This window comes from Arthrobacter sunyaminii, from assembly GCF_018866305.1.
Lineage (GTDB): Bacteria > Actinomycetota > Actinomycetes > Actinomycetales > Micrococcaceae > Arthrobacter_B > Arthrobacter_B sunyaminii.
Genome location: NZ_CP076456.1, coordinates 2,382,875 through 2,400,976, shown reverse-complemented (window position 1 = coordinate 2,400,976; position 18,102 = coordinate 2,382,875). Strand labels below are relative to the sequence as shown.

At 65.6% G+C, this 18,102-nt stretch carries 17 protein-coding genes and 1 riboswitch; of the genes, 14 read left to right on the top strand and 3 right to left on the bottom strand.

Going from position 1 to position 18,102, the window contains the following annotated elements:
* The first annotated feature begins 158 nt into the window (after positions 1–158).
* Positions 159–1,955, top strand: coding sequence for an aspartate--tRNA ligase (aspS, locus tag KG104_RS10720; protein ID WP_207346996.1), 1,797 nt, complete (start codon positions 159–161; stop codon positions 1,953–1,955).
* 137 nt (positions 1,956–2,092) lie between these two features.
* Here the strand turns inward: aspS and KG104_RS10715 are convergent, their stop codons facing one another.
* Both KG104_RS10715 and KG104_RS10710 read right to left on the bottom strand, forming a co-directional pair.
* Positions 2,093–2,746: a hypothetical protein gene (locus KG104_RS10715; RefSeq protein ID WP_207346995.1), complete on the bottom strand. Its 654-nt coding sequence runs from the start codon at positions 2,744–2,746 to the stop codon at positions 2,093–2,095.
* A 220-nt stretch (positions 2,747–2,966) separates the two neighbouring features.
* Positions 2,967–3,473, bottom strand: coding sequence for a flavin reductase family protein (locus KG104_RS10710; protein WP_207346994.1), 507 nt, complete (start codon positions 3,471–3,473; stop codon positions 2,967–2,969).
* A gap of 54 nt (positions 3,474–3,527) precedes the next feature.
* Positions 3,528–3,645, bottom strand: a riboswitch (SAM riboswitch).
* 104 nt (positions 3,646–3,749) lie between these two features.
* Between KG104_RS10710 and KG104_RS10705 the strand changes: the two genes are divergently transcribed.
* Positions 3,750–4,586 carry a PhzF family phenazine biosynthesis protein gene (locus KG104_RS10705; RefSeq protein ID WP_207346993.1) on the top strand — a complete coding sequence of 279 codons (837 nt, stop codon included), beginning with the start codon at positions 3,750–3,752 and terminating at the stop codon, positions 4,584–4,586.
* 10 nt (positions 4,587–4,596) lie between these two features.
* The gene (locus KG104_RS10700) at positions 4,597–5,700 is read left to right on the top strand and encodes a nitronate monooxygenase (protein WP_207346992.1); all 1,104 of its coding nucleotides are present in this window, start codon (positions 4,597–4,599) and stop codon (positions 5,698–5,700) included.
* Between the two features lie 46 nt (positions 5,701–5,746).
* On the opposite strand, the gene KG104_RS10695 is transcribed toward KG104_RS10700, so the two are convergent.
* Complete coding sequence (locus KG104_RS10695) at positions 5,747–6,382, bottom strand: acVLRF1 family peptidyl-tRNA hydrolase (RefSeq protein ID WP_207346991.1); 636 nt, start codon at positions 6,380–6,382, stop codon at positions 5,747–5,749.
* A 96-nt stretch (positions 6,383–6,478) separates the two neighbouring features.
* On the opposite strand from KG104_RS10695, the gene KG104_RS10690 reads away from it, so the two are divergent.
* From KG104_RS10690 to aroB, 11 genes are all read left to right on the top strand, one after another.
* On the top strand, positions 6,479–7,894 hold the full coding sequence (locus KG104_RS10690; protein ID WP_237688581.1) for a replication-associated recombination protein A: 1,416 nt from the start codon (positions 6,479–6,481) through the stop codon (positions 7,892–7,894).
* Between the two features lie 266 nt (positions 7,895–8,160).
* Positions 8,161–8,787 (top strand): 30S ribosomal protein S4, encoded by a 627-nt coding sequence (rpsD, locus tag KG104_RS10685; RefSeq protein ID WP_104054795.1) that lies wholly within the window; start codon positions 8,161–8,163, stop codon positions 8,785–8,787.
* 191 nt (positions 8,788–8,978) lie between these two features.
* Complete coding sequence (locus KG104_RS10680; RefSeq protein WP_104054040.1) at positions 8,979–9,353, top strand: DUF948 domain-containing protein; 375 nt, start codon at positions 8,979–8,981, stop codon at positions 9,351–9,353.
* Between the two features lie 27 nt (positions 9,354–9,380).
* Positions 9,381–9,635, top strand: a complete 255-nt coding sequence (locus KG104_RS10675) for a hypothetical protein (protein WP_237685176.1) — start codon at positions 9,381–9,383, stop codon at positions 9,633–9,635.
* Between the two features lie 86 nt (positions 9,636–9,721).
* Entirely contained in the window at positions 9,722–12,415 is a 2,694-nt protein-coding gene (gene alaS, locus KG104_RS10670; protein ID WP_207346990.1) for an alanine--tRNA ligase, read from the top strand.
* 2 nt (positions 12,416–12,417) lie between these two features.
* A complete protein-coding gene (gene ruvX / locus KG104_RS10665) occupies positions 12,418–12,999 on the top strand; it encodes a Holliday junction resolvase RuvX (protein WP_104161210.1) in 582 nt (193 codons plus the stop codon).
* A 26-nt stretch (positions 13,000–13,025) separates the two neighbouring features.
* Positions 13,026–14,225 carry an endolytic transglycosylase MltG gene (mltG, locus tag KG104_RS10660; RefSeq protein WP_181032295.1) on the top strand — a complete coding sequence of 400 codons (1,200 nt, stop codon included), beginning with the start codon at positions 13,026–13,028 and terminating at the stop codon, positions 14,223–14,225.
* Complete coding sequence (locus tag KG104_RS10655) at positions 14,226–15,116, top strand: shikimate dehydrogenase family protein (RefSeq protein WP_207346989.1); 891 nt, start codon at positions 14,226–14,228, stop codon at positions 15,114–15,116. It begins immediately after the preceding gene.
* 32 nt (positions 15,117–15,148) lie between these two features.
* A complete protein-coding gene (gene aroC / locus KG104_RS10650; protein WP_104054045.1) occupies positions 15,149–16,363 on the top strand; it encodes a chorismate synthase in 1,215 nt (404 codons plus the stop codon).
* A complete protein-coding gene (locus tag KG104_RS10645; RefSeq protein WP_237688580.1) occupies positions 16,347–16,925 on the top strand; it encodes a shikimate kinase in 579 nt (192 codons plus the stop codon). The genes aroC and KG104_RS10645 overlap by 17 nt, the downstream gene beginning before the upstream one ends.
* 4 nt (positions 16,926–16,929) lie before the next feature.
* Positions 16,930–18,051 (top strand): 3-dehydroquinate synthase, encoded by a 1,122-nt coding sequence (gene aroB / locus KG104_RS10640; RefSeq protein ID WP_207346988.1) that lies wholly within the window; start codon positions 16,930–16,932, stop codon positions 18,049–18,051.
* Positions 18,052–18,102 lie beyond the last annotated feature (51 nt).

Here is an 18,102-nt window from a genome sequence, read left to right as displayed (position 1 = left end):
CCGTTCAGTCGGGCCCGGGCGGTGCTGCGCCCGCACCGGGCTGCGCAGCGGTGCCCTTGGCAGGGAAAGGATGTGAACACCGGTAAACTCATGAAGAGACCTTGTATTCACAATGAGCGGGAACAGTGGTTTCCGCAAGCAATCTTGAAAGGACTGCTGTGCTGCGCACTCATGCCCTTGGTTCCCTGAGGGCCGAGCATATTGGACAGACCGTCACCCTCGCTGGCTGGGTGGCCCGACGCCGGGACCACGGCGGCGTTGCCTTCCTTGACCTCCGTGATGCCTCCGGAGTGGCCCAGGTGGTGGTCCGCGAAGAGGACGTCTTCCACGGACTGCGCAACGAATACGTTCTTCAGATCACCGGCACCGTGCAGAAGCGTCCGGAGGGCAACGAAAACCCCTCCCTGGCCACCGGTGAAGTGGAAATCATCGCTGATGATGTGGTGGTCCTGAACACGTCCGACCCGCTGCCGTTCCAGATTGACGAGCACGTGGAGGTTGGTGAGGAAGCCCGCCTGAAGCACCGCTACCTGGACCTGCGCCGTCCCACTCCCGCACGGAACATGCGCCTGCGTTCCGAAGCCAACCGTGTGGCCCGCAACCTCTTGCATGACGAGGGCTACGTGGAAATTGAGACCCCCACGCTGACGCGTTCCACCCCCGAGGGTGCCCGTGACTTCGTGGTTCCCGCACGTCTGGCTCCGGGTTCCTGGTACGCCCTGCCGCAGTCGCCCCAGCTGTTCAAGCAGCTGCTGCAGGTCGGCGGTTTCGAAAAGTACTACCAGATTGCCCGCTGCTACCGCGACGAAGACTTCCGTGCGGACCGTCAGCCGGAGTTCACCCAGCTGGACATCGAGGCAAGCTTCGTAGAGGAAGATGACATCATCGCCCTGGGTGAATCCGTGGTGAAGGCACTGTGGAAGCTGATCGACGTCGACATCACCACGCCGATCCCGCGCATGACCTACGCGGACGCGATGGCCCGCTACGGCTCCGACAAGCCGGACCTGCGTTTCGGCCTGGAACTGACCGAACTCACCGAGTTCTTCAAGGACACCACCTTCCGCGTGTTCCAGGCTCCCTATGTGGGCGCCGTCGTCATGCCCGGCGGAGCCTCGCAGGCACGCCGCACACTCGATGCCTGGCAGGAATGGGCCAAGCAGCGCGGTGCCAAGGGCCTGGCCTACGTGCTGGTGCAGGAAGACGGCACCCTGACCGGTCCCGTTGCCAAGAACCTCACCGACTTTGAGCGCGAAAACCTCGCGGACAAGGTGGGTGCCAAGCCCGGCGACTGCATCTTCTTCGGTGCAGGCGAGAAGACCGAATCCCGCGCACTTCTCGGGGCAGCGCGTGTCGAAATCGGTCACCGCACCGGCCTGATCAACCCGAATGACTGGGCTTTTGTCTGGGTGGTTGACGCCCCCATGTTCGAGCCGGCTTCCGCTGCTGTTGCCGCGGGCGACGTGGCCGTGGGCGGCGGCGCCTGGACTGCGGTCCACCACGCCTTTACCTCGCCGAAGCCCGAGTTCATGGACACCTTCGACACGGATCCCGCATCGGCTCTGGCCTACGCCTATGACATTGTCTGCAACGGCAACGAAATTGGCGGCGGCTCCATCCGTATCCACCAGCGCGATGTGCAGGAGCGCGTCTTCAAGGTCATGGGCCTGTCGCAGGAGGACGCGCAGGAGAAGTTCGGGTTCCTGCTTGAGGGCTTCAAGTACGGTGCACCGCCCCACGGCGGCATCGCCTTCGGCTGGGACCGCGTGGTCGCCCTGCTTTCGGGCAGCGAATCCATCCGCGACGTCATTGCCTTCCCGAAGTCCGGCGGCGGCTATGACCCGCTGACCCAGGCACCGGCTCCGATCACTGCTCAGCAGCGCAAGGAAGCCGGCGTGGACTTCAAGCCGGAAAGGAAGGCTGAGGCCAAGCAGGACGACGCCAAGAAGGACTAGGTCTTTCGCAAGATTCCAGAATGATCAAAGTGCCCGGCCGCTGATGCGGCCGGGCACTTTCATATTTCGACTTCATATTTCGACTTCATATTTCGACGCACCGGTAATTCTCGGTGATTTATTCCGACAGCCTTTTTTTAGCCCGGTGCGGGTGCCGTAGTTGCGGGCCCCATGGAAGTTTCGGGCGCCATAGTGGGGACCGGCAGATTATAGACAACAAGCCAGTAATCTCCGTCCGGCCCGTCCACTGTGATGGATGCCGGGGTTTGGTCCGGTGTGACAATGTGTTCGAAAGACGTCAGGACCGGCCAATTGCAGTTGCTGCTGCTGGAAGTGGTCACTGGGTTTGAATCAGTATCCAGGACCTCGATGCTGTAGTCCCCGGGCTGGTTGCAGGTGAGGAATACGCTGAAGCTGGTCCCCGGTTCCATCCCGGGCAGATCGAAGGTGCTCCTCCCGGTGCCGCGTTCCTCGAGCACGACGCTGGCGTTGAGTGGACGCCACTTGGGGTTTTGCTGGAAGTAGCTCTCAAGACTGATGGGATTGTCCGCCCGGAACAGTGCCGTCATGGCCGGGTCATTGGGGAGAGGAGGCTCCGTGCTTCCGGGGGGCAGTTCCACGCCGATGCTGCTCCGGCTGGAAGAACGGGCTGAGGGGGACGCCGTGGCGGTCTCCTCAGCAGTGGACGACGATGTGGCCGGTTTCGAGGAAACGGCCTCGGGCTCCTCCTGGGCGCTGCATCCTGTCAGCACCAGGCCCAGCGCCGCTGCGGGAAGCAGGGCCTTCTGCATAAACGGCAAATCCGACGCTCTGCCCGGCCTTGCCTTAGTCCGTGATGGGCCATTGGCATTTCTGTTTCTGGTCATCTCCGCTACTTCCTTCCGAAGTAATCCGAAGAACGATAGTGGACCCGGATCCGTATGTAAATGATTGGTAACGGACGGCTGCTGTTATAAACCCGTGGAAACAATTCGCGGCTCCGTATTTCCGGTGCCGACACATTTTTGCCGGTCAGGCGAATTCGGGAACACCCAGACGGCGAAACGCTGAACCGTGGAATATCAGGGGCTCGTGGGCATCCTCGTGTGAGGCATGGCCGTGCACTCGTAGCAGCACCACCTGGTGGTCCCCGGCCGGAACCTCATTTTCCACGGAGCACTCAAGCCAGAGGGCGGCCCGGTCCAGGAACAATGATCCGGAGTCATCCGTGTGCAGATCCAGTCCGGCGAAGCGGTCTCCGGCCCTGGATGCAATCTGTTTGCAGACGCCCTCGTGATCAGAACCCAGAATCGACACGCCGATGCGGGCCGAGCCCCGCAGCACCGGCCACGTGCGGGACGTGTTCTGCACGGCAAACATCACCAGCGGCGGATCCATGGAAACGCCCACCGTGAAGGAAGAAGCAACCAGGCCCTGCGGCTCGCCGTCAATGACCGCGCACAGGGCGGCAATGCCGGACGGAAAACGGGAGAACGCCCGCCGCAATGCAGCGGGTTGAAGGTCGGTCAAAAGTGCCATGCTCAAAAGATCCTCTGCCTCAGGCGCCCGGCAACCCGATACGTCGGTAGCGAAGCGCGGTACTTGCCGGGCCGGTCGGAAACCGGGCGGCCGAATCGTCACCTGGAGCACCCCGCTACGGCGAGAGGGTTGCCGTCCAGCCGGCCAGGGCCCGTGGCTGGAACTCTTGATTCCTGCTCCAACGTAGGCCGGGCAGTACCGGGACACAAACCCCCGCCACAGTTCGTAAACTCCGCTTCATAAAAGTCATGGGAATGAAGGGATACAGTGTGAAGAATGAGACAGCGGTGGTTTAAGCAGGTGGACGTTTTCGGCAGCGAACCGTATTTGGGCAACCCGCTGGCGGTGGTACTCGAAGCGGAAGGGCTGACGGATGCCGAGATGGCCTCCTTTGCCCGGTGGACCAACCTTTCCGAGACCACTTTCGTCCTGCCGCCCACCGTGGACGGGGCCGACTACCGGGTCCGGATCTTCACCCCCGGCGGGGAGATTCCCTTCGCCGGACACCCCACGCTGGGCACGTGCCACGCCTGGCTGGAGACCGGGGCCAAGCGCCGGTACCCCGACGTCGTCGTACAGGAATGCGGCATAGGACTCGTGACGCTGCACGCCAATGCCGGGATCGCGGCGTTTGCCGCTCCGCCCCTGCTGCGCTCCGGTGAGCTGGAGGACGATGTCCTGGACCAGGCCCGGCAGGCACTTGGCCTGGAACCGGAGCAAATCCTCGCCTCCAACTGGATCGACAACGGACCCGGCTGGCTGGGACTGCTGCTCCCGGACGCCGCAACCGTCCTGGCGTTGAACCCGAATCCCGTGATCATGGGCAACCTGCGCGTGGGCGTCATCGGCGCGCAGCCGGCGGACACGGAAACAGACTTTGAAGTGCGCGCCTTCGTACCGGGTCTCGGTATTGCAGAGGACCCGGTCACCGGCAGCCTCAATGCCGGACTCGCCCAGTGGCTGATCGGAGCCTCACTGGCACCGGAACGCTACGTCGTCACCCAGGGCACTGCCGTCCAGCGCTCCGGCCGGGTCCGCGTCTTCACCCGGGACCGCAAAATCTGGGTGGGCGGTTCCACGGTCACCTGCATTGACGGCACCGTCACACTGTAAATCGGGCACCATGTTCACCCTAAACTCGCTCGCCCTTCCGGTTATCGGTGCGCCCATGGCCGGAGGGCCTTCCACCCCGCAGCTGGCTGCCGCAGTGGGGGAGACCGGCGGGCTCGGCTTCCTGGCCGCCGGTTACAAGAGCGCCGGCTCCGTGGCGGACCAGATCACCCAGCTGCGCAGGCTGAGCGGCCGGCCCTTTGGCCTGAACCTCTTCGTTCCGGATGCTGCCAACACCTACCCGGTTGCCGCACAGGATCAGGCTGCGGGCAAGGCTGCAGCCCAGGCCCGAAGAATCGAAGCGGCCCGGACCTTCCGTAAGCACCTGGTCGCAGCAGCAGAACAGGCTCCCGCCGGAACGGCGGTCACCGAACCCGGGATGCCGGATCCCAACGACGACGACGCCTGGCAGGCCAAGCTGGAACTGGTCCTGCGGGAGCGGGTCCCGGTAGTGTCCTTCACCTTCGGATTGCCGGAACCGGCTGTCTTTGCCGAGCTCGCCGCGCAGGGAATCTGCAGCATGGTGACGGTCACTGATGCCGGCGAGGCACGCGCGGCGGCAGCTGCCGGAGCGAACATCCTGTGCGTGCAGGGCCCGGAAGCCGGCGGACACCGGGGAACCCTGGACAGCGGGAAGGCGCCCGGGGAGGTGGCGCTGACGGACCTCCTGGACCAGGTTCGAGAAGCCTGCCCGCTCCCGTTGGTTGCAGCGGGAGGGATTTCCACCCCGGAGGACGCGTCCGCAGCTCTGGCCGCCGGGGCGGGTGCCGTCCAAGTGGGAACACTGCTGCTGCTCAGCGACGAAGCCGGGACCAGCAAGGTGCACCGCGGCGGGTTGATGGATGCCGTGCAGGGCCGCAGGGATCCTGACACTTCGCTGACTCGGGCCTTCTCCGGCCGTCCGGCGAGGGGGCTGATCAATGACTTCATGCGTGCCTATCCGGATGCCCCGGACGCTTACCCGTACATCAACCACATCACCGGCCCGCTCCGGGCCGCCGCCGCGGCGGCAGGCAATCCGGAAGGAGTTAGCCTGTGGGCCGGCACAGGGTTCCGGCACGCCGCTGAAGGTCCGGCGCCGCTGATCCTCCGTCGCCTGTTCGGGCTGGCCGGCTGAGGCCGGGCCCGTCGCGGGACAGCACAGGGCTTGGTATCAGAACGGGTCAGGGCACCGTAATTCGGATGAAAACGGAGCAGGCATCCTTAGCAGCCTGAGCCAGCACCGCCAGTTTGGGGTCCTGAACATCGAGCGGACGCAGCCGGGTCAGGTTGCTCCACCGCGCGAAAATCTTCTGCCGCGCCAGCACCTCGGTCAGCTGACGGTCTCCGCCGAACACCAGATACTCCGGCGGATGTTCGGTGAAAATGCGGGCGGCCTGCTCGGCTGCGGTCTCCACCAGCGCGTCGGCCTGATTGGCCCGACGCCGCGCAAAACGCTGCTGCGATCCGCCGCCCGCGGCACTGCGCGACTGCACATAGCGGTTGCCGGTTTTGGACGCGAGCAGCCGGCCCTCCCGGGCAACACCCGCGGCGTATCCGCCGCGGCGCAGCAGCACAATCCCGAGCGTCCGCGACTGGCCGGCCAAGGAGACCAGGCGTTCGACGTCGTCGCCCCCTCGCCCCGGACGTCCGTCATCAGGCCACGGCGCCAACAGGTCGGCTTCGGTGCCGTTGGCGGCGGACACATGAAGACCGCCGTGTTCGGGGGTGATGTCCAGCGGTCCGGCCCCGGCGGCCAGACGGTCCAGCCAGCCCGGCAGCCGCTGCGCGGAAACGAAGGTGTTGCGTGTGGCAGGCATATCCGGATTCTCCTGGTGAAACTGCCCACCGTAGGCGGACAGCAGCCGGCATCCGCCGGGCAAACTCCTACGCTACGGCACGAGTAGCCTAGTGAGGTGAGTGATTTGTTCAGCAGCGACAGCGACAGCGACACCTCCGACACGGACGGCGACGGCGCGGGATTCGGTGCCGGCACGGACGACGGCGCCCCCAAGCGTCCGCGCAGCCCGTTGGCGGTGCGGATGCGGCCGCGCACCCTTGATGAAGTAGTGGGCCAGCAGCATCTGCTCGGGCCGGGATCTCCGCTGCGCACTTTGGCTGAGTCCGCCGATGACCGCGGTCCGGCCGGCCCGTCTTCGGTCATGCTGTGGGGTCCTCCCGGAACCGGGAAAACCACCCTGGCCCATGTGGTGGCACGCGGCTCCGGCCGAAAGTTCGTCGAGCTCTCCGCCATCACCGCAGGCGTGAAAGACGTCCGGCGCGTCATGGAAGAGGCCCTCACCAACCGGGACCTGCACCGCATCACCACCGTATTGTTCCTGGACGAGATTCACCGGTTCAACAAGGCCCAGCAGGACGCGCTGCTGCCCGGGGTGGAAAACCGCTGGGTGGTCCTCGTGGCGGCCACCACGGAGAACCCCTCCTTCTCCGTGGTCTCGCCCCTGCTGTCCCGGTCCCTGCTCCTAACCCTGAAACCGCTCACCGAAGAGGACATTGCCGCACTGCTGCAGCGGGCCGTGACGGATGAGCGGGGCCTGGCCGGACGGGTCCGCCTCAGCGACGAAGCACTGGAGCATCTGGTGCGCCTGGCTGCCGGGGACGCCCGCCGCGGCCTGACCGCGCTGGAAGCTGCCGCCGGCGTCGCCTACTCCGAACGCACCGAGGGTGAGGACGTCCCCGAGGTCACCCTGAGCGACGCGGAGAAAGCACTGGATGTGGCGGCCCTGCGCTATGACCGCGCAGGAGACCAGCACTATGACGTCACCAGTGCCTTCATCAAATCCCTGCGCGGCTCCGATGTGGACGCCGCGCTGCACTACCTGGCCAAGATGCTGGAAGCGGGGGAGGACCCGCGCTTTATTTCACGCCGGCTGATGATTTCCGCGGCCGAAGACGTGGGCATGGCGGATCCCACCGCGCTGCAGACCGCCGTTGCCGCCGCCCAGGCAGTGCAGATGATCGGCATGCCGGAGGGCCGGATCATCCTGGCCGAAGCCGTGGTGCACATTGCCACCGCGCCCAAATCCAATGCCGCGTACAACGGGATCAACGCCGCCATAGCCGATGTGCGCGCCGGCCGGGGGCAGGGCATCCCGGCGCATCTGCGGGACGCTCACTACCCGGGCGCAAAGCAGCTCGGGCACGGCAAAGGCTACATTTACTCCCACGACGAACCTCACGGCGTAGCCCGGCAGCAGTACCCGCCGGATGACCTGGTGGGCCGGAACTACTACGAGCCGACGGCCAACGGAGTTGAACGCGACATTGCGGCCCGGCTTCAGCGGCTGCGGGGCATCGTTCGCGGAACGTAAAAACGGCGGCTTCGGCTGGCCGGGCCGGGGAACGGTGCGTCCGCGTCTCCGTGCTAGCATTGATGGTTGACTGGCAAGTGCGACGCCGAACCCCCTTTCCGCTTTTACCGGCGGAAAGTTGTGCCCGGCGCCGTGTCTGTAGCAGAAGGCAGCGGTTGGCCCGAGCTCTCCCTAATGGAGGCCAGTACTTACGTATCAGTCATCTCGGTATCCCGGTGCAAACCAGGGCTGCGGTGGCCAAACCGCCAAAACAGTGAAAGGTGAACGTGGCTAACAACACACGTGCACGCCGTCAGGCCCGCGCTTCGCGCGCCCTCGGCATTGCTTTGACCCCCAAGGCAGCCAAGTACTTCGAGCGTCGTCCTTACCCCCCGGGTGAGCACGGCCGCGCACGCCGCAAGCAGGACAGTGACTACGCTGTACGTCTGCGCGAAAAGCAGCGTCTGCGCGCCCAGTACGGCATCCGCGAAGCACAGATGACCCGTGTCTTCGAGGAAGCCCGCCGCACCGCCGGTCTGACCGGTGAAAACCTGATCGAGCTGCTCGAGATGCGTCTTGACGCCCTCGTGCTGCGCGCCGGCTTTGCCCGCACGATCGCCCAGGCCCGCCAGCTTGTTGTGCACCGCCACATCATGGTTGACGGCGCCCGCGTGGACCGCCCGTCGTTCCGCGTTTCCGAAGGCCAGCTCATCCATGTGCACCAGCGCAGCGAGACCATGACGCCGTTCCAGGTTGCCGCTGCCGGCGCCCACCGCGACGTCCTGCCCGCCGTTCCGGGTTACCTGGATGTTTCCCTGGACAAGCTGCAGGCACGCCTCGTGCGTCGCCCGAAGCGCTCGGAAGTTCCCGTGACCTGCGAAGAGCAGCTCGTCGTGGAATACTACGCACGCTAATTTCGAGTCTTCTCGAATTTTCTGGACAGCCCGCGGCCCCGTGCCGCGGGCTGTTCGGTTAACCGGCCCCTTTCGGCGGCTGTCCCCCTTCAGGAATCAGTAAGTCCCGCCGGGGACAAGTAAGTGCTGTGGCCTTGAAGTGGGTAAGGTACATAGCGGAAGTTTTTAGTTTTCAATCCAAGAGGAGAACCATGTCGGGTGGAGATATTGCCGGTCTGATTGCGGCCGGTGTGTTTGCGGTGCTGGTGGTGCTGCTGGCCGTCCCGATCTGGAAGCTCGGCAAGGTGTTTGATGAGCTGCGCGGTGCAATCCGCACCATCAGCGACGAAACCACGCCGCTGATCGAAGAAGTCACCACCACCGTGTCCACCACCAACCTGCAGTTGCAGAAGGTGGACGGCATTTCCTCCAACGTCTCGGATGCCACAGCCAACATCTCTGCGCTGTCCTCCCTGGTTGCTGCCACCGTGGGATCGCCGCTGATCAAGGTGTCAGCCTTCAGCTACGGCGTCCGTTCGGCCCTTTCCTCACGCGGCGCCAAGAGCCGCGGCCGCCGCAGCCGCTAACCAGCCACCAGCACAGGAGCAAAGAGAATGATCAAGCGAGTCTTTTGGATGTCCATCGGTGTCACCATCGGGGTCATCGCTGTCCGCCGCCTCTCGGACGCCAAGAACACCCTGGGTCCGGCCGGACTCAACCGGGCCGTCGGCACCGCTGCCGACGCCCTGCAGAACTTCGCCGATGCGTTCCGTGAAGGCATGACTGAACGCGAAGGTGACCTCCGCACCGCCCTGGGCATGGAAACCGGCGACACCGTTGCCGACACCATGGCCGCCGTGCGCCGCTGATCCACTACTGGCCAGCACCGTCTGGCACTGCCTGCGCGCAGCTCAAAGCTGCGCACGCCTGAATTACCGGAAGGGTAAAAAGCACCATGAAGTCCCACGAGATTGCACGCCGCTGGCTGGATTTTTTCAGCAAAAAGGGCCACACGGTGGTTCCCTCCGCGTCGCTCGTCACCAATGATCCGTCGCTGCTGTTCACCGTGGCCGGCATGGTGCCCTTCATTCCGTACCTGACTGCACGCGAAAAGCCCCCGTACAGCCGGGCCACCAGCGTGCAGAAGTGCATCCGCACCGCGGACATCGAAGAAGTGGGCAAGACCGCACGCCACGGCACCTTTTTCCAGATGGCCGGCAACTTCTCCTTCGGCGACTACTTCAAGGAAGACGCCATCACCTTCGCGTGGGAGCTGCTGACCTCCGACGTCGAGAAGGGCGGCTTCGGCCTGGACCCCGAGCGTCTCTGGGTCACCGTCTATGAGGACGGCGACGAGCGCGACGACGAAGCGCGCGCCATCTGGCGCGACAAGATCGGCATCCCGAACGAGCGCATCATCGGCACCGGCAAGGCCGATAACTACTGGAACACCGGACAGGCCGGCCCCGGCGGCCCCTGCTCCGAGATCTACTACGACCGCGGCCCGGCTTACGGCCTCGAGGGCGGCCCCGCCGTCGACGAAACCCGTTACATCGAGATCTGGAACCTGGTCTTCATGCAGTACCAGCTCTCCGCTGTGCGCTCCAAGACGGACTTTGACGTTGCCGGCGAACTGCCGCAGAAGAACATCGACACCGGTCTCGGCCTCGAGCGCCTCGCCATGATCCTGCAGGGCGTGGAGAACATGTACGAGACCGACCAGGTCCGCCCCGTCCTGGACAAGGCAGCCGAACTCTCCGGCAAGACCTACACCTCCGCCGAAGACCCCTCGGACCCGCACCACGCCGACGACGTCAAGCTGCGCGTCGTGGCGGACCACGTACGTTCCGCGCTGATGCTCATCTCCGACGGCGTCAGCCCCTCCAATGAAGGCCGCGGCTACGTGCTGCGCCGCCTGATCCGCCGTGCCGTGCGCAGCATGCGCCTGCTGGGAGTGGAAACCGCCGTCCTGCCCGAGCTGCTGCCCGTCTCCCGCGACGCCATGAAGGGCACCTACCCCGAGGTGGAAACGGACTTTGCGCGCATCAGCCGCATTGCCTACGCCGAGGAAAAGGCCTTCCTGCGCACCATCGCCTCCGGCACCGAGCGCCTGGAGGAAGCGGTCAAGATGTCGCAGGCCGCCAACAAGCCGCTGTCCGGCGAAGACGCCTTCACCCTGCACGACACCTACGGTTTCCCGATCGACCTGACGCTGGAAATGGCCGAGGAAGCCGGGCTGAAGGTGGACGAGGCCGGATTCCGCTCCCTCATGCAGGAACAGCGCCAGCGGGCCCAGGCGGACGCCCGCGGCAAGAAGCACGGCCACGACGACGTCTCGGTGTTCAACGAACTCCTCGCCGCCGGACAAACCGTTTTCACCGGCTATGACGAGCTGACCAGCGAATCCTCGGTCCGCGGCATCATCTCCGCAGGCTCCCGGGTACCGTACGCCGGCCAGGGCACTGAAATCTTCCTGGTCCTCAACGAGACCCCGTTCTACGCCGAAGCCGGCGGCCAGGCCGCCGACACGGGCCTCATCACCGGAGACGGCTTTGTCCTCGAGGTGCAGGACGTCCAGCGCCCGGTCAAGGGACTGAGCGTGCACAAGGCCATTGTCCGCGAAGGCGAAATTGCCGAAGGCGCCAACGTCCTCGCCGCCGTCGACGCCCAGCGCCGCCATGAAGCCGAGCAGGCGCACTCCGGCACGCACATTGTGCACGCCGCCCTGCACCAGATCCTCGGCCCGGAGGCACTGCAGCGCGGTTCCTTCAACAAGGCCGGCTACCTGCGCTTCGACTTCTCCTGGGGTGAAGGACTCTCCGACGCCGCCAAGTCCGAAATCGAAGAAGTGTCCAACCTCGCGATCCGCAGCAACTATCAGGTTGAGACCAAGATCATGTCCCTGGCCGAGGCGAAGGCCCTGGGTGCCACCGCACTGTTCGGTGAAGCCTACGGCGATACCGTGCGCGTGGTGGAAATGAACGGCGACTGGTCCCGCGAACTCTGCGGCGGCACGCACGTGGCCTCCACCTCCCGCATCGGCAGTCTGACCCTCCTGGGCGAACAGTCCGTGGGATCCGGCAACCGCCGCGTGGAAGCCTTTGTGGGCATGGATGCCTTCCGCCACCTCGCCGCCGAGCGTGCCCTGGTGAACGAGCTCTCCGAAATGCTCAAGGTCCCCTCCGCCCAGCTGCCGGACCGGCTGGCCGCCACCCTGGCCAAGCTGAAGTCCACTGAGAAGGAACTGGAGCGTCTGCGCCGCGAGCAGCTGGCTGCTTCCGCCGCCGCACTGGTCTCCACTGCGGTCGACGTCGACGGCGTCCGTGTCCTGATTCACGACGCCGGCACCGGGGCAGGTGCCGATGACCTTCGCACCCTGGCGCTGGACCTGCGGTCCCGGCTCGGCAGCGGGGCTGCGGTTGTTGCCGTTGCCGGAGTCTCCAACTCCCGACCGGTGGTGATTGTTGCCACCAACGAGGAGGCCCGCGCAGCCGGAGTGAAGGCCGGCGCCCTGGTCAAGACAGCCGCCGGCATCCTCGGCGGCGGCGGGGGCGGCAAGGACGATGTAGCGCAGGGTGGCGGTTCCGACGCCTCCAAGCTGGATGCTGCACTCACCGCCGTCAAGGCAGCCGTAGCCAACCGGGGCTAAAAATGGCACCGCAGGATTATCCCCGGGGAGTCAAGCTCGGGGTGGATGTCGGCCAGGTCCGGGTGGGCCTGGCCGTCAGCGACCCGGACGGAACGCTGGCTATGCCGGTGAAGACGCTCAAACGGGATGCAAAGAAGAACAGCGATATTCGGGTTGTTGTCCGCGAGGCGGCCGACCGCGGCGCAGTACAGGTGTTTGTGGGCCTTCCGCGAAGCATGAGGGGCACCGACACCGCGTCCACCGTGATGGCACGGGATTACGCTCAGGCGCTGCTCACCGAGCTGGAGCGCAGCGGACTGGCCGTTCCCGTGTCCCTGGTGGATGAGCGGCTCACCACGGTGTCTGCCCACCGCTCTCTGCATGAAGCTGGCTTGAACAGCAGGGAACACCGTAGAGTGGTTGATCAAGCAGCCGCTGTAGCAATTCTGCAGCACGCCATTGACATGCAGCGTTCCCTTGAACGCGATGTGGGGGAGCCGGTCACAATCTGCCGGCAGGAGCGCCATCTTGGCGCGCTGCCGGCCCCGACACAGGAGCCAACTATTTCCCAGGACAACTTGCGCGGAAACGGGTCTGCGCTGTGAGCCACAGGTATCCGGACTATCCAGCCATGGGCACGGAACCGGAGTATGAACCCACCGCACACCACGAGACGGGCTACGTGCCGGAATCGGAGGTCCCTGTGGCCGTCCTCTTCGCTGAAGAGTCCGAGACCCGCAGGAGCCGCCGCCCGTCACGTGAAAAGCAGCGCCGCAGGCGCCGCCGCACCATTGTCATGCTGGTCGTCCTGGTGTTCTTTGCCGGTGTGGTCTTCGGCCTCACCCTGTTCCTGCGGGATCTGCTGGGCATGAACGAGATCAAGGATTACGAAGGGGCCGGAACCGGCAGTGTTAGCTTTACCGTCGCCGAAGGTGACGGTCCAATGGTCATTGGAAACAAGCTGGAGGCCGCAGACATCGTTGCCACCTCCAAGGAGTTTGTCGGTACCTTCCAGACGGAGTCTGACGGCCGGGAAATCCAGCCCGGTTCCTATGAGATGAAGCAGCAGATGTCCTCTTCCGCAGCCCTTGAAGCCCTGCTGGGCGAGCAGGGTGCAGCAGTGCACTACGCCGCAGTGGCCCGTGACCTGCGTCAGGGTGAAGTCTTCGAAATCCTCAGCACTTCGACCGGTATCCCCCTGGCCGAATTCGAAGCGCTGGCGAAAAACCCGCAGGCTTTCGGCCTCCCCGCCGAGGCCGTGAGCCTGGAAGGCTACCTGCACCCGGGCGAATACCGCTTCCCGCTGGACCAGGATGCAACTTCGATTGTCACCGAAATGGTGAACAACACGTTCACCACACTGGAGGACGCCGGCATCACCGATCCGGCTGAGCAGTACCGGATCCTGACCAAGGCCAGCATCATCCAGGCCGAAGCCGGCGAAGCCGACTACGCCAAGGTTGCCGGTGCCATTCAGAACCGGCTGCGGGAAGACAATGTGGAAACCTCGGGGCTGATCCAGTCCGATGCGACGGTGACCTACGGTTTGAACCGTAAGAGCTACGACCTCACGCCCGAGGAAAAGGCTGACAAGTCCAACCCGTACAACACGTACGCCAACCCGGGGCTGCCCGTAGGGCCGATCGGGTCCCCGAGCACGGAGGCCGTCGAGGCGGCCGCCAACCCCGCCGATGTGCCGTTCTACTACTGGGTCACTGTCAACCTTGACACCGGCCAGACAGAGTTCTCCTCCACGCTGGCCGAGCACGCCAAGTACGTAGCCGAATACCAGGAATGGTGCGCCACGCAGAAGCCGGGCAGGTGCGGGTAGTTGACGCACACCGCCCGGCGGGCCGCCGTCCTCGGGCATCCGGTCGGTCATTCAAAATCGCCGCTCCTGCACCGCGCAGCCTACGAATATCTGGGCTTCCGCTGTACGTATGACGCCGTGGATGTTCCCGAAGAACACGCCGCCGCGTTCGCGGCAGCGCTTCGGGAGGACAATCCGGCGGATCCGCAGTGGGCCGGGCTGTCCGTAACGATGCCGCTGAAGGCGGCACTGCTGCCCGCCATGGACCGGCTGACCCCCATGGCCTCGGCCCTGGGGGTGCTGAACACCGTCACCTTCGAGTACACGGATGACGGTGTTCAGCTGACCGGGCACAACACCGATGTCGCGGGAATCGTGCGTGCCCTGCAGCACGCCGGTTCCCGGCCCCGGCCCCGGATCGCCGTCCTGGGCGCCGGCGGCACCGCCTGCGCGGCGGTAGCCGCCGCCGGGCAGCTCGACGCCGCCGAGGTCAGGGTCTATGCACGGAGTTTCCGAAAGTCGGCAGACGGTACGGCCGGTGTCGAGGCGGCCGGCAGCCGCACCGGTACGCCCGTTGCCCTCCACCCCTGGGAAGAGGCGGCAGCTGCCTGCGCAGCCGCCGACGTCGTCATCTCCACGCTGCCCCCGCGGGCTGCCGATTCGCTGGCGGACGCGGTTGCCGCACAAACGGGGGACCGGACCGGATCCGTGCTCCTGGACGTGGCCTATGATCCCTGGCCCAGCCGCATCGCGCAGGCCTGGGATGAGGCCGGCGGACGGATTGTTCCGGGTCAGGAGATGCTGCTGTACCAGGCGGTGGAACAGGTTCGGCTTTTCACTGGTGACAAGTTCCGCGATGAAGCCGCCGTCATAAACGTGATGTGTGACGCAGTGGGAGCACCGCGGCGCTGAACGCACGCACCGGACATGGCAGTATTGAAGGCATGTTGCGATGGTTGACCGCCGGTGAGTCCCATGGACCTGCGCTGGTAGGAATAGTTGAGGGCGTCCCCGCGGGCGTCGAAGTCGATAGCTCCATGATCCAGGAGGCGCTGGCGCGCCGGCGGCTGGGTTACGGCCGCGGCGCCCGGATGAAGTTTGAACAGGACCAGGTGCGCCTTCTCGGCGGAGTACGCCACGGCCTCACCCAGGGCGGACCCGTGGCCATTGAAGTGGGCAACACCGAATGGCCCAAATGGCAGCAGGTCATGTCCCCGGATCCGGTGGACCCCGCATTGCTGGCCGAGCAGGCCCGCAACGCCCCGCTGACCCGCCCGCGCCCCGGCCACGCAGACTTCACCGGCATGCAGAAGTACGGTTTCGATGAAGCCCGTCCCGTGCTGGAGCGGGCCAGCGCCCGGGAAACGGCCGCGCGTGTGGCGCTGGGCGCCGTCGCTTCCTCCTTCCTGAAATCCCTGGGCATTGAACTGGTCTCCCACACCGTGAGCATTGCCGGTGTTGCCAGCCCCGAAGGCTCTGCGCTGCCCGAACCCGCCGACGTTGCCGCGTTGGATGCCGATCCGCTGCGCTGCTTCGACGCGGAAACCTCGGCGGCCATGGTTGCCGAAGTCGATGCCGCCCACAAGGACGGCGAAACCCTCGGCGGCGTGGTGGAAGTTCTGGCGTACGGACTGCCGCCCGGGCTGGGCAGCTACGTGCACTGGGACCGGCGCCTGGACGCCCGCATCGCCGGAGCCCTGATGGGCATCCAGGCCATCAAGGGCGTCGAGATCGGCGACGGCTTCCTCACGGCTGCGCGCCGCGGGTCAGCTGCCCATGACGAAATCCTGCAGGACGAAGACGGGCGGGTCATCCGCTCCGGTAACCGCGCCGGCGGCATCGAAGGCGGCATGAGCATCGGCGAGGTCCTGCGCGTCCGCGCGGCCATGAAGCCGATTGCCACCGTGCCGCACGCCCTGCAGACCGTTGACGTCAGCACCGGCGAACCGGCACGTGCCCACCACCAGCGCTCCGATGTATGTGCCGTTCCGGCAGCAGGCGTGGTGGCCGAGGCCATGGTGGCGCTCGTGCTCGCAGAAGCCGTGACGGAGAAGTTCGGCGGGGACTCGGTGGCCGAAACGGCCCGGAACCTGCGGACCTACCTCGAAAACATTCCGAGCGCCCTGGAATCGGCTGGCACCAGTGTCCGGCAGTCCTGACCGCTCTGCCCTTTCCAACTCTGCCGGTTCAAGGACCGCCGGCCGGCTGAAACCTGCGGCGCATATTGTCCTGATCGGGTTCATGGCGGCAGGAAAGTCGGTGGTGGGGCGGGAGCTGGCTGCCCGGCACCGGCTGAAATTCACGGATACGGACCAGCTGGTGGCGGACTCGCACGGTCCGATTCCGGAAATCTTCGCGGCGCGCGGCGAATGCGGATTCCGCGAGCTTGAAGCCCGCAGCGTCGCCGCAGCGCTGGCGGACAAGACTCCCGGCGTCATTTCGCTGGGCGGAGGCGCGGTGCTGGACACCGGCACCCAGCAGCTGCTGCGCCGCGCCACCGTAGTGTTTTTGGACACGGACCTGGAAACGGTCCTGCCCCGCATTATCCGTTCCGGAAACCGCCCGATGCTCGCCGGAGATCCCGTGCGCCGCTGGGAGGAACTGGCGAAAACCCGCCGTCCGGTCTACGAATCCCTGGCCGACTTCACCATCGACACCCGGGGACTTGCCGTCCCGGCCGTTATCGACCGGCTGACAACCATCCTCAATGAAGGAGCTTAATCACATGGCCTCCGATCCCACCGTTATCCCGGTGAGCGGCGAAAGCCCCGCAAGCAATTACGACGTCGTCATCGGCAACGGTCTGCTGGACCGCCTCCCGGCCATGCTGGGGGAGCGGGTGCGCCGGGTACTGGTCATCCACCCGCGGGCCCTGCGGGCCACCGGAGACACGGTGCGGGACGAGCTTGCCGCCACCGGCCTGACTGCCGTGACCGCCGAGATCCCCGATGCCGAAGAGGGCAAGCACATCCAGGTGGCTTCGTTCTGCTGGCAGGTACTGGGCCAGAACGACTTCACCCGTTCCGACGCCATTGTTGCGGTGGGCGGCGGCGCTGTCACCGATCTGGCCGGCTTTGTGGCAGCCACCTGGCTGCGCGGCATCAAGGTGGTGCATATCCCCACGTCCCTGCTGGGCATGGTGGACGCGGCGGTGGGCGGCAAAACCGCCATCAACACTGCCGAGGGCAAGAACCTCGTGGGATCCTTCCACCCGCCCGCAGGTGTGCTCGCGGACCTGGACGCGCTGGCCACCCTGCCCAAAAACGAGCTCCTCAGCGGCATGGCCGAGGTCATCAAATGCGGTTTCATCGCCGACCCCGCCATCCTGGACCTCGTGGAGGGAAATCCGGACGCCGTGGGCGACGGCGCCTCCGACGTGGTGCGCGAACTCGTGGAGCGTTCCGTTGCGGTCAAGGCTGAAATTGTCTCTGCCGACCTGCGCGAAGCCGGACGCCGTGAGTTCCTGAACTACGGCCACACCCTGGGCCACTCCATCGAACTGGCCGAACGCTACCAGTGGCGCCACGGCGCCGCAGTCTCCGTGGGACTGGTCTTCGCCGCCGAACTGGGCCGGACTGTCGGCAGGCTCGACGACGCCACCGCGGACCGGCACAAAACGATTCTCGAGTCCTTGGGACTGCCTGTCACGTACCGGAAGGACCGCTGGTCGGCTCTGCTGGACGGCATGCGGCGGGACAAGAAGTCCCGCGGCGACCTGCTGCGGTTTGTGGTCCTGGACGGGCTGGCCAAGCCCTCCATGCTGGAAGTTCCGGACACCTCGCTGCTGTTTGCCGCGTACCAGGAGATCGCTTCCGAGCCGCAGGGCGGGATCCGGCTCAGCCTGTAGGTCTCCGGAGCGGGTAGAATGGTCGACGGACTTAAAACGAAACCTGGCGAA

Excerpts from the sequence above, each read along its gene's own strand:
- alaS (WP_207346990.1), top strand. The coding sequence starts at position 9,722 with ATGAAGTCCCACGAGATTGCACGCCGCTGGCTGGATTTTTTCAGCAAA.
- KG104_RS10710 (WP_207346994.1), bottom strand. The coding sequence starts at position 3,473 with ATGGCACTTTTGACCGACCTTCAACCCGCTGCATTGCGGCGGGCGTTC.
- ruvX (WP_104161210.1), top strand. The coding sequence starts at position 12,418 with ATGGCACCGCAGGATTATCCCCGGGGAGTCAAGCTCGGGGTGGATGTC.
- KG104_RS10705 (WP_207346993.1), top strand. The coding sequence starts at position 3,750 with ATGAGACAGCGGTGGTTTAAGCAGGTGGACGTTTTCGGCAGCGAACCG.
- aroC (WP_104054045.1), top strand. The coding sequence starts at position 15,149 with ATGTTGCGATGGTTGACCGCCGGTGAGTCCCATGGACCTGCGCTGGTA.
- KG104_RS10700 (WP_207346992.1), top strand. The coding sequence starts at position 4,597 with ATGTTCACCCTAAACTCGCTCGCCCTTCCGGTTATCGGTGCGCCCATG.
- KG104_RS10675 (WP_237685176.1), top strand. The coding sequence starts at position 9,381 with ATGATCAAGCGAGTCTTTTGGATGTCCATCGGTGTCACCATCGGGGTC.
- KG104_RS10680 (WP_104054040.1), top strand. The coding sequence starts at position 8,979 with ATGTCGGGTGGAGATATTGCCGGTCTGATTGCGGCCGGTGTGTTTGCG.
- KG104_RS10715 (WP_207346995.1), bottom strand. The coding sequence starts at position 2,746 with ATGCAGAAGGCCCTGCTTCCCGCAGCGGCGCTGGGCCTGGTGCTGACA.
- KG104_RS10695 (WP_207346991.1), bottom strand. The coding sequence starts at position 6,382 with ATGCCTGCCACACGCAACACCTTCGTTTCCGCGCAGCGGCTGCCGGGC.
- aroB (WP_207346988.1), top strand. The coding sequence starts at position 16,930 with ATGGCCTCCGATCCCACCGTTATCCCGGTGAGCGGCGAAAGCCCCGCA.
- mltG (WP_181032295.1), top strand. The coding sequence starts at position 13,026 with ATGGGCACGGAACCGGAGTATGAACCCACCGCACACCACGAGACGGGC.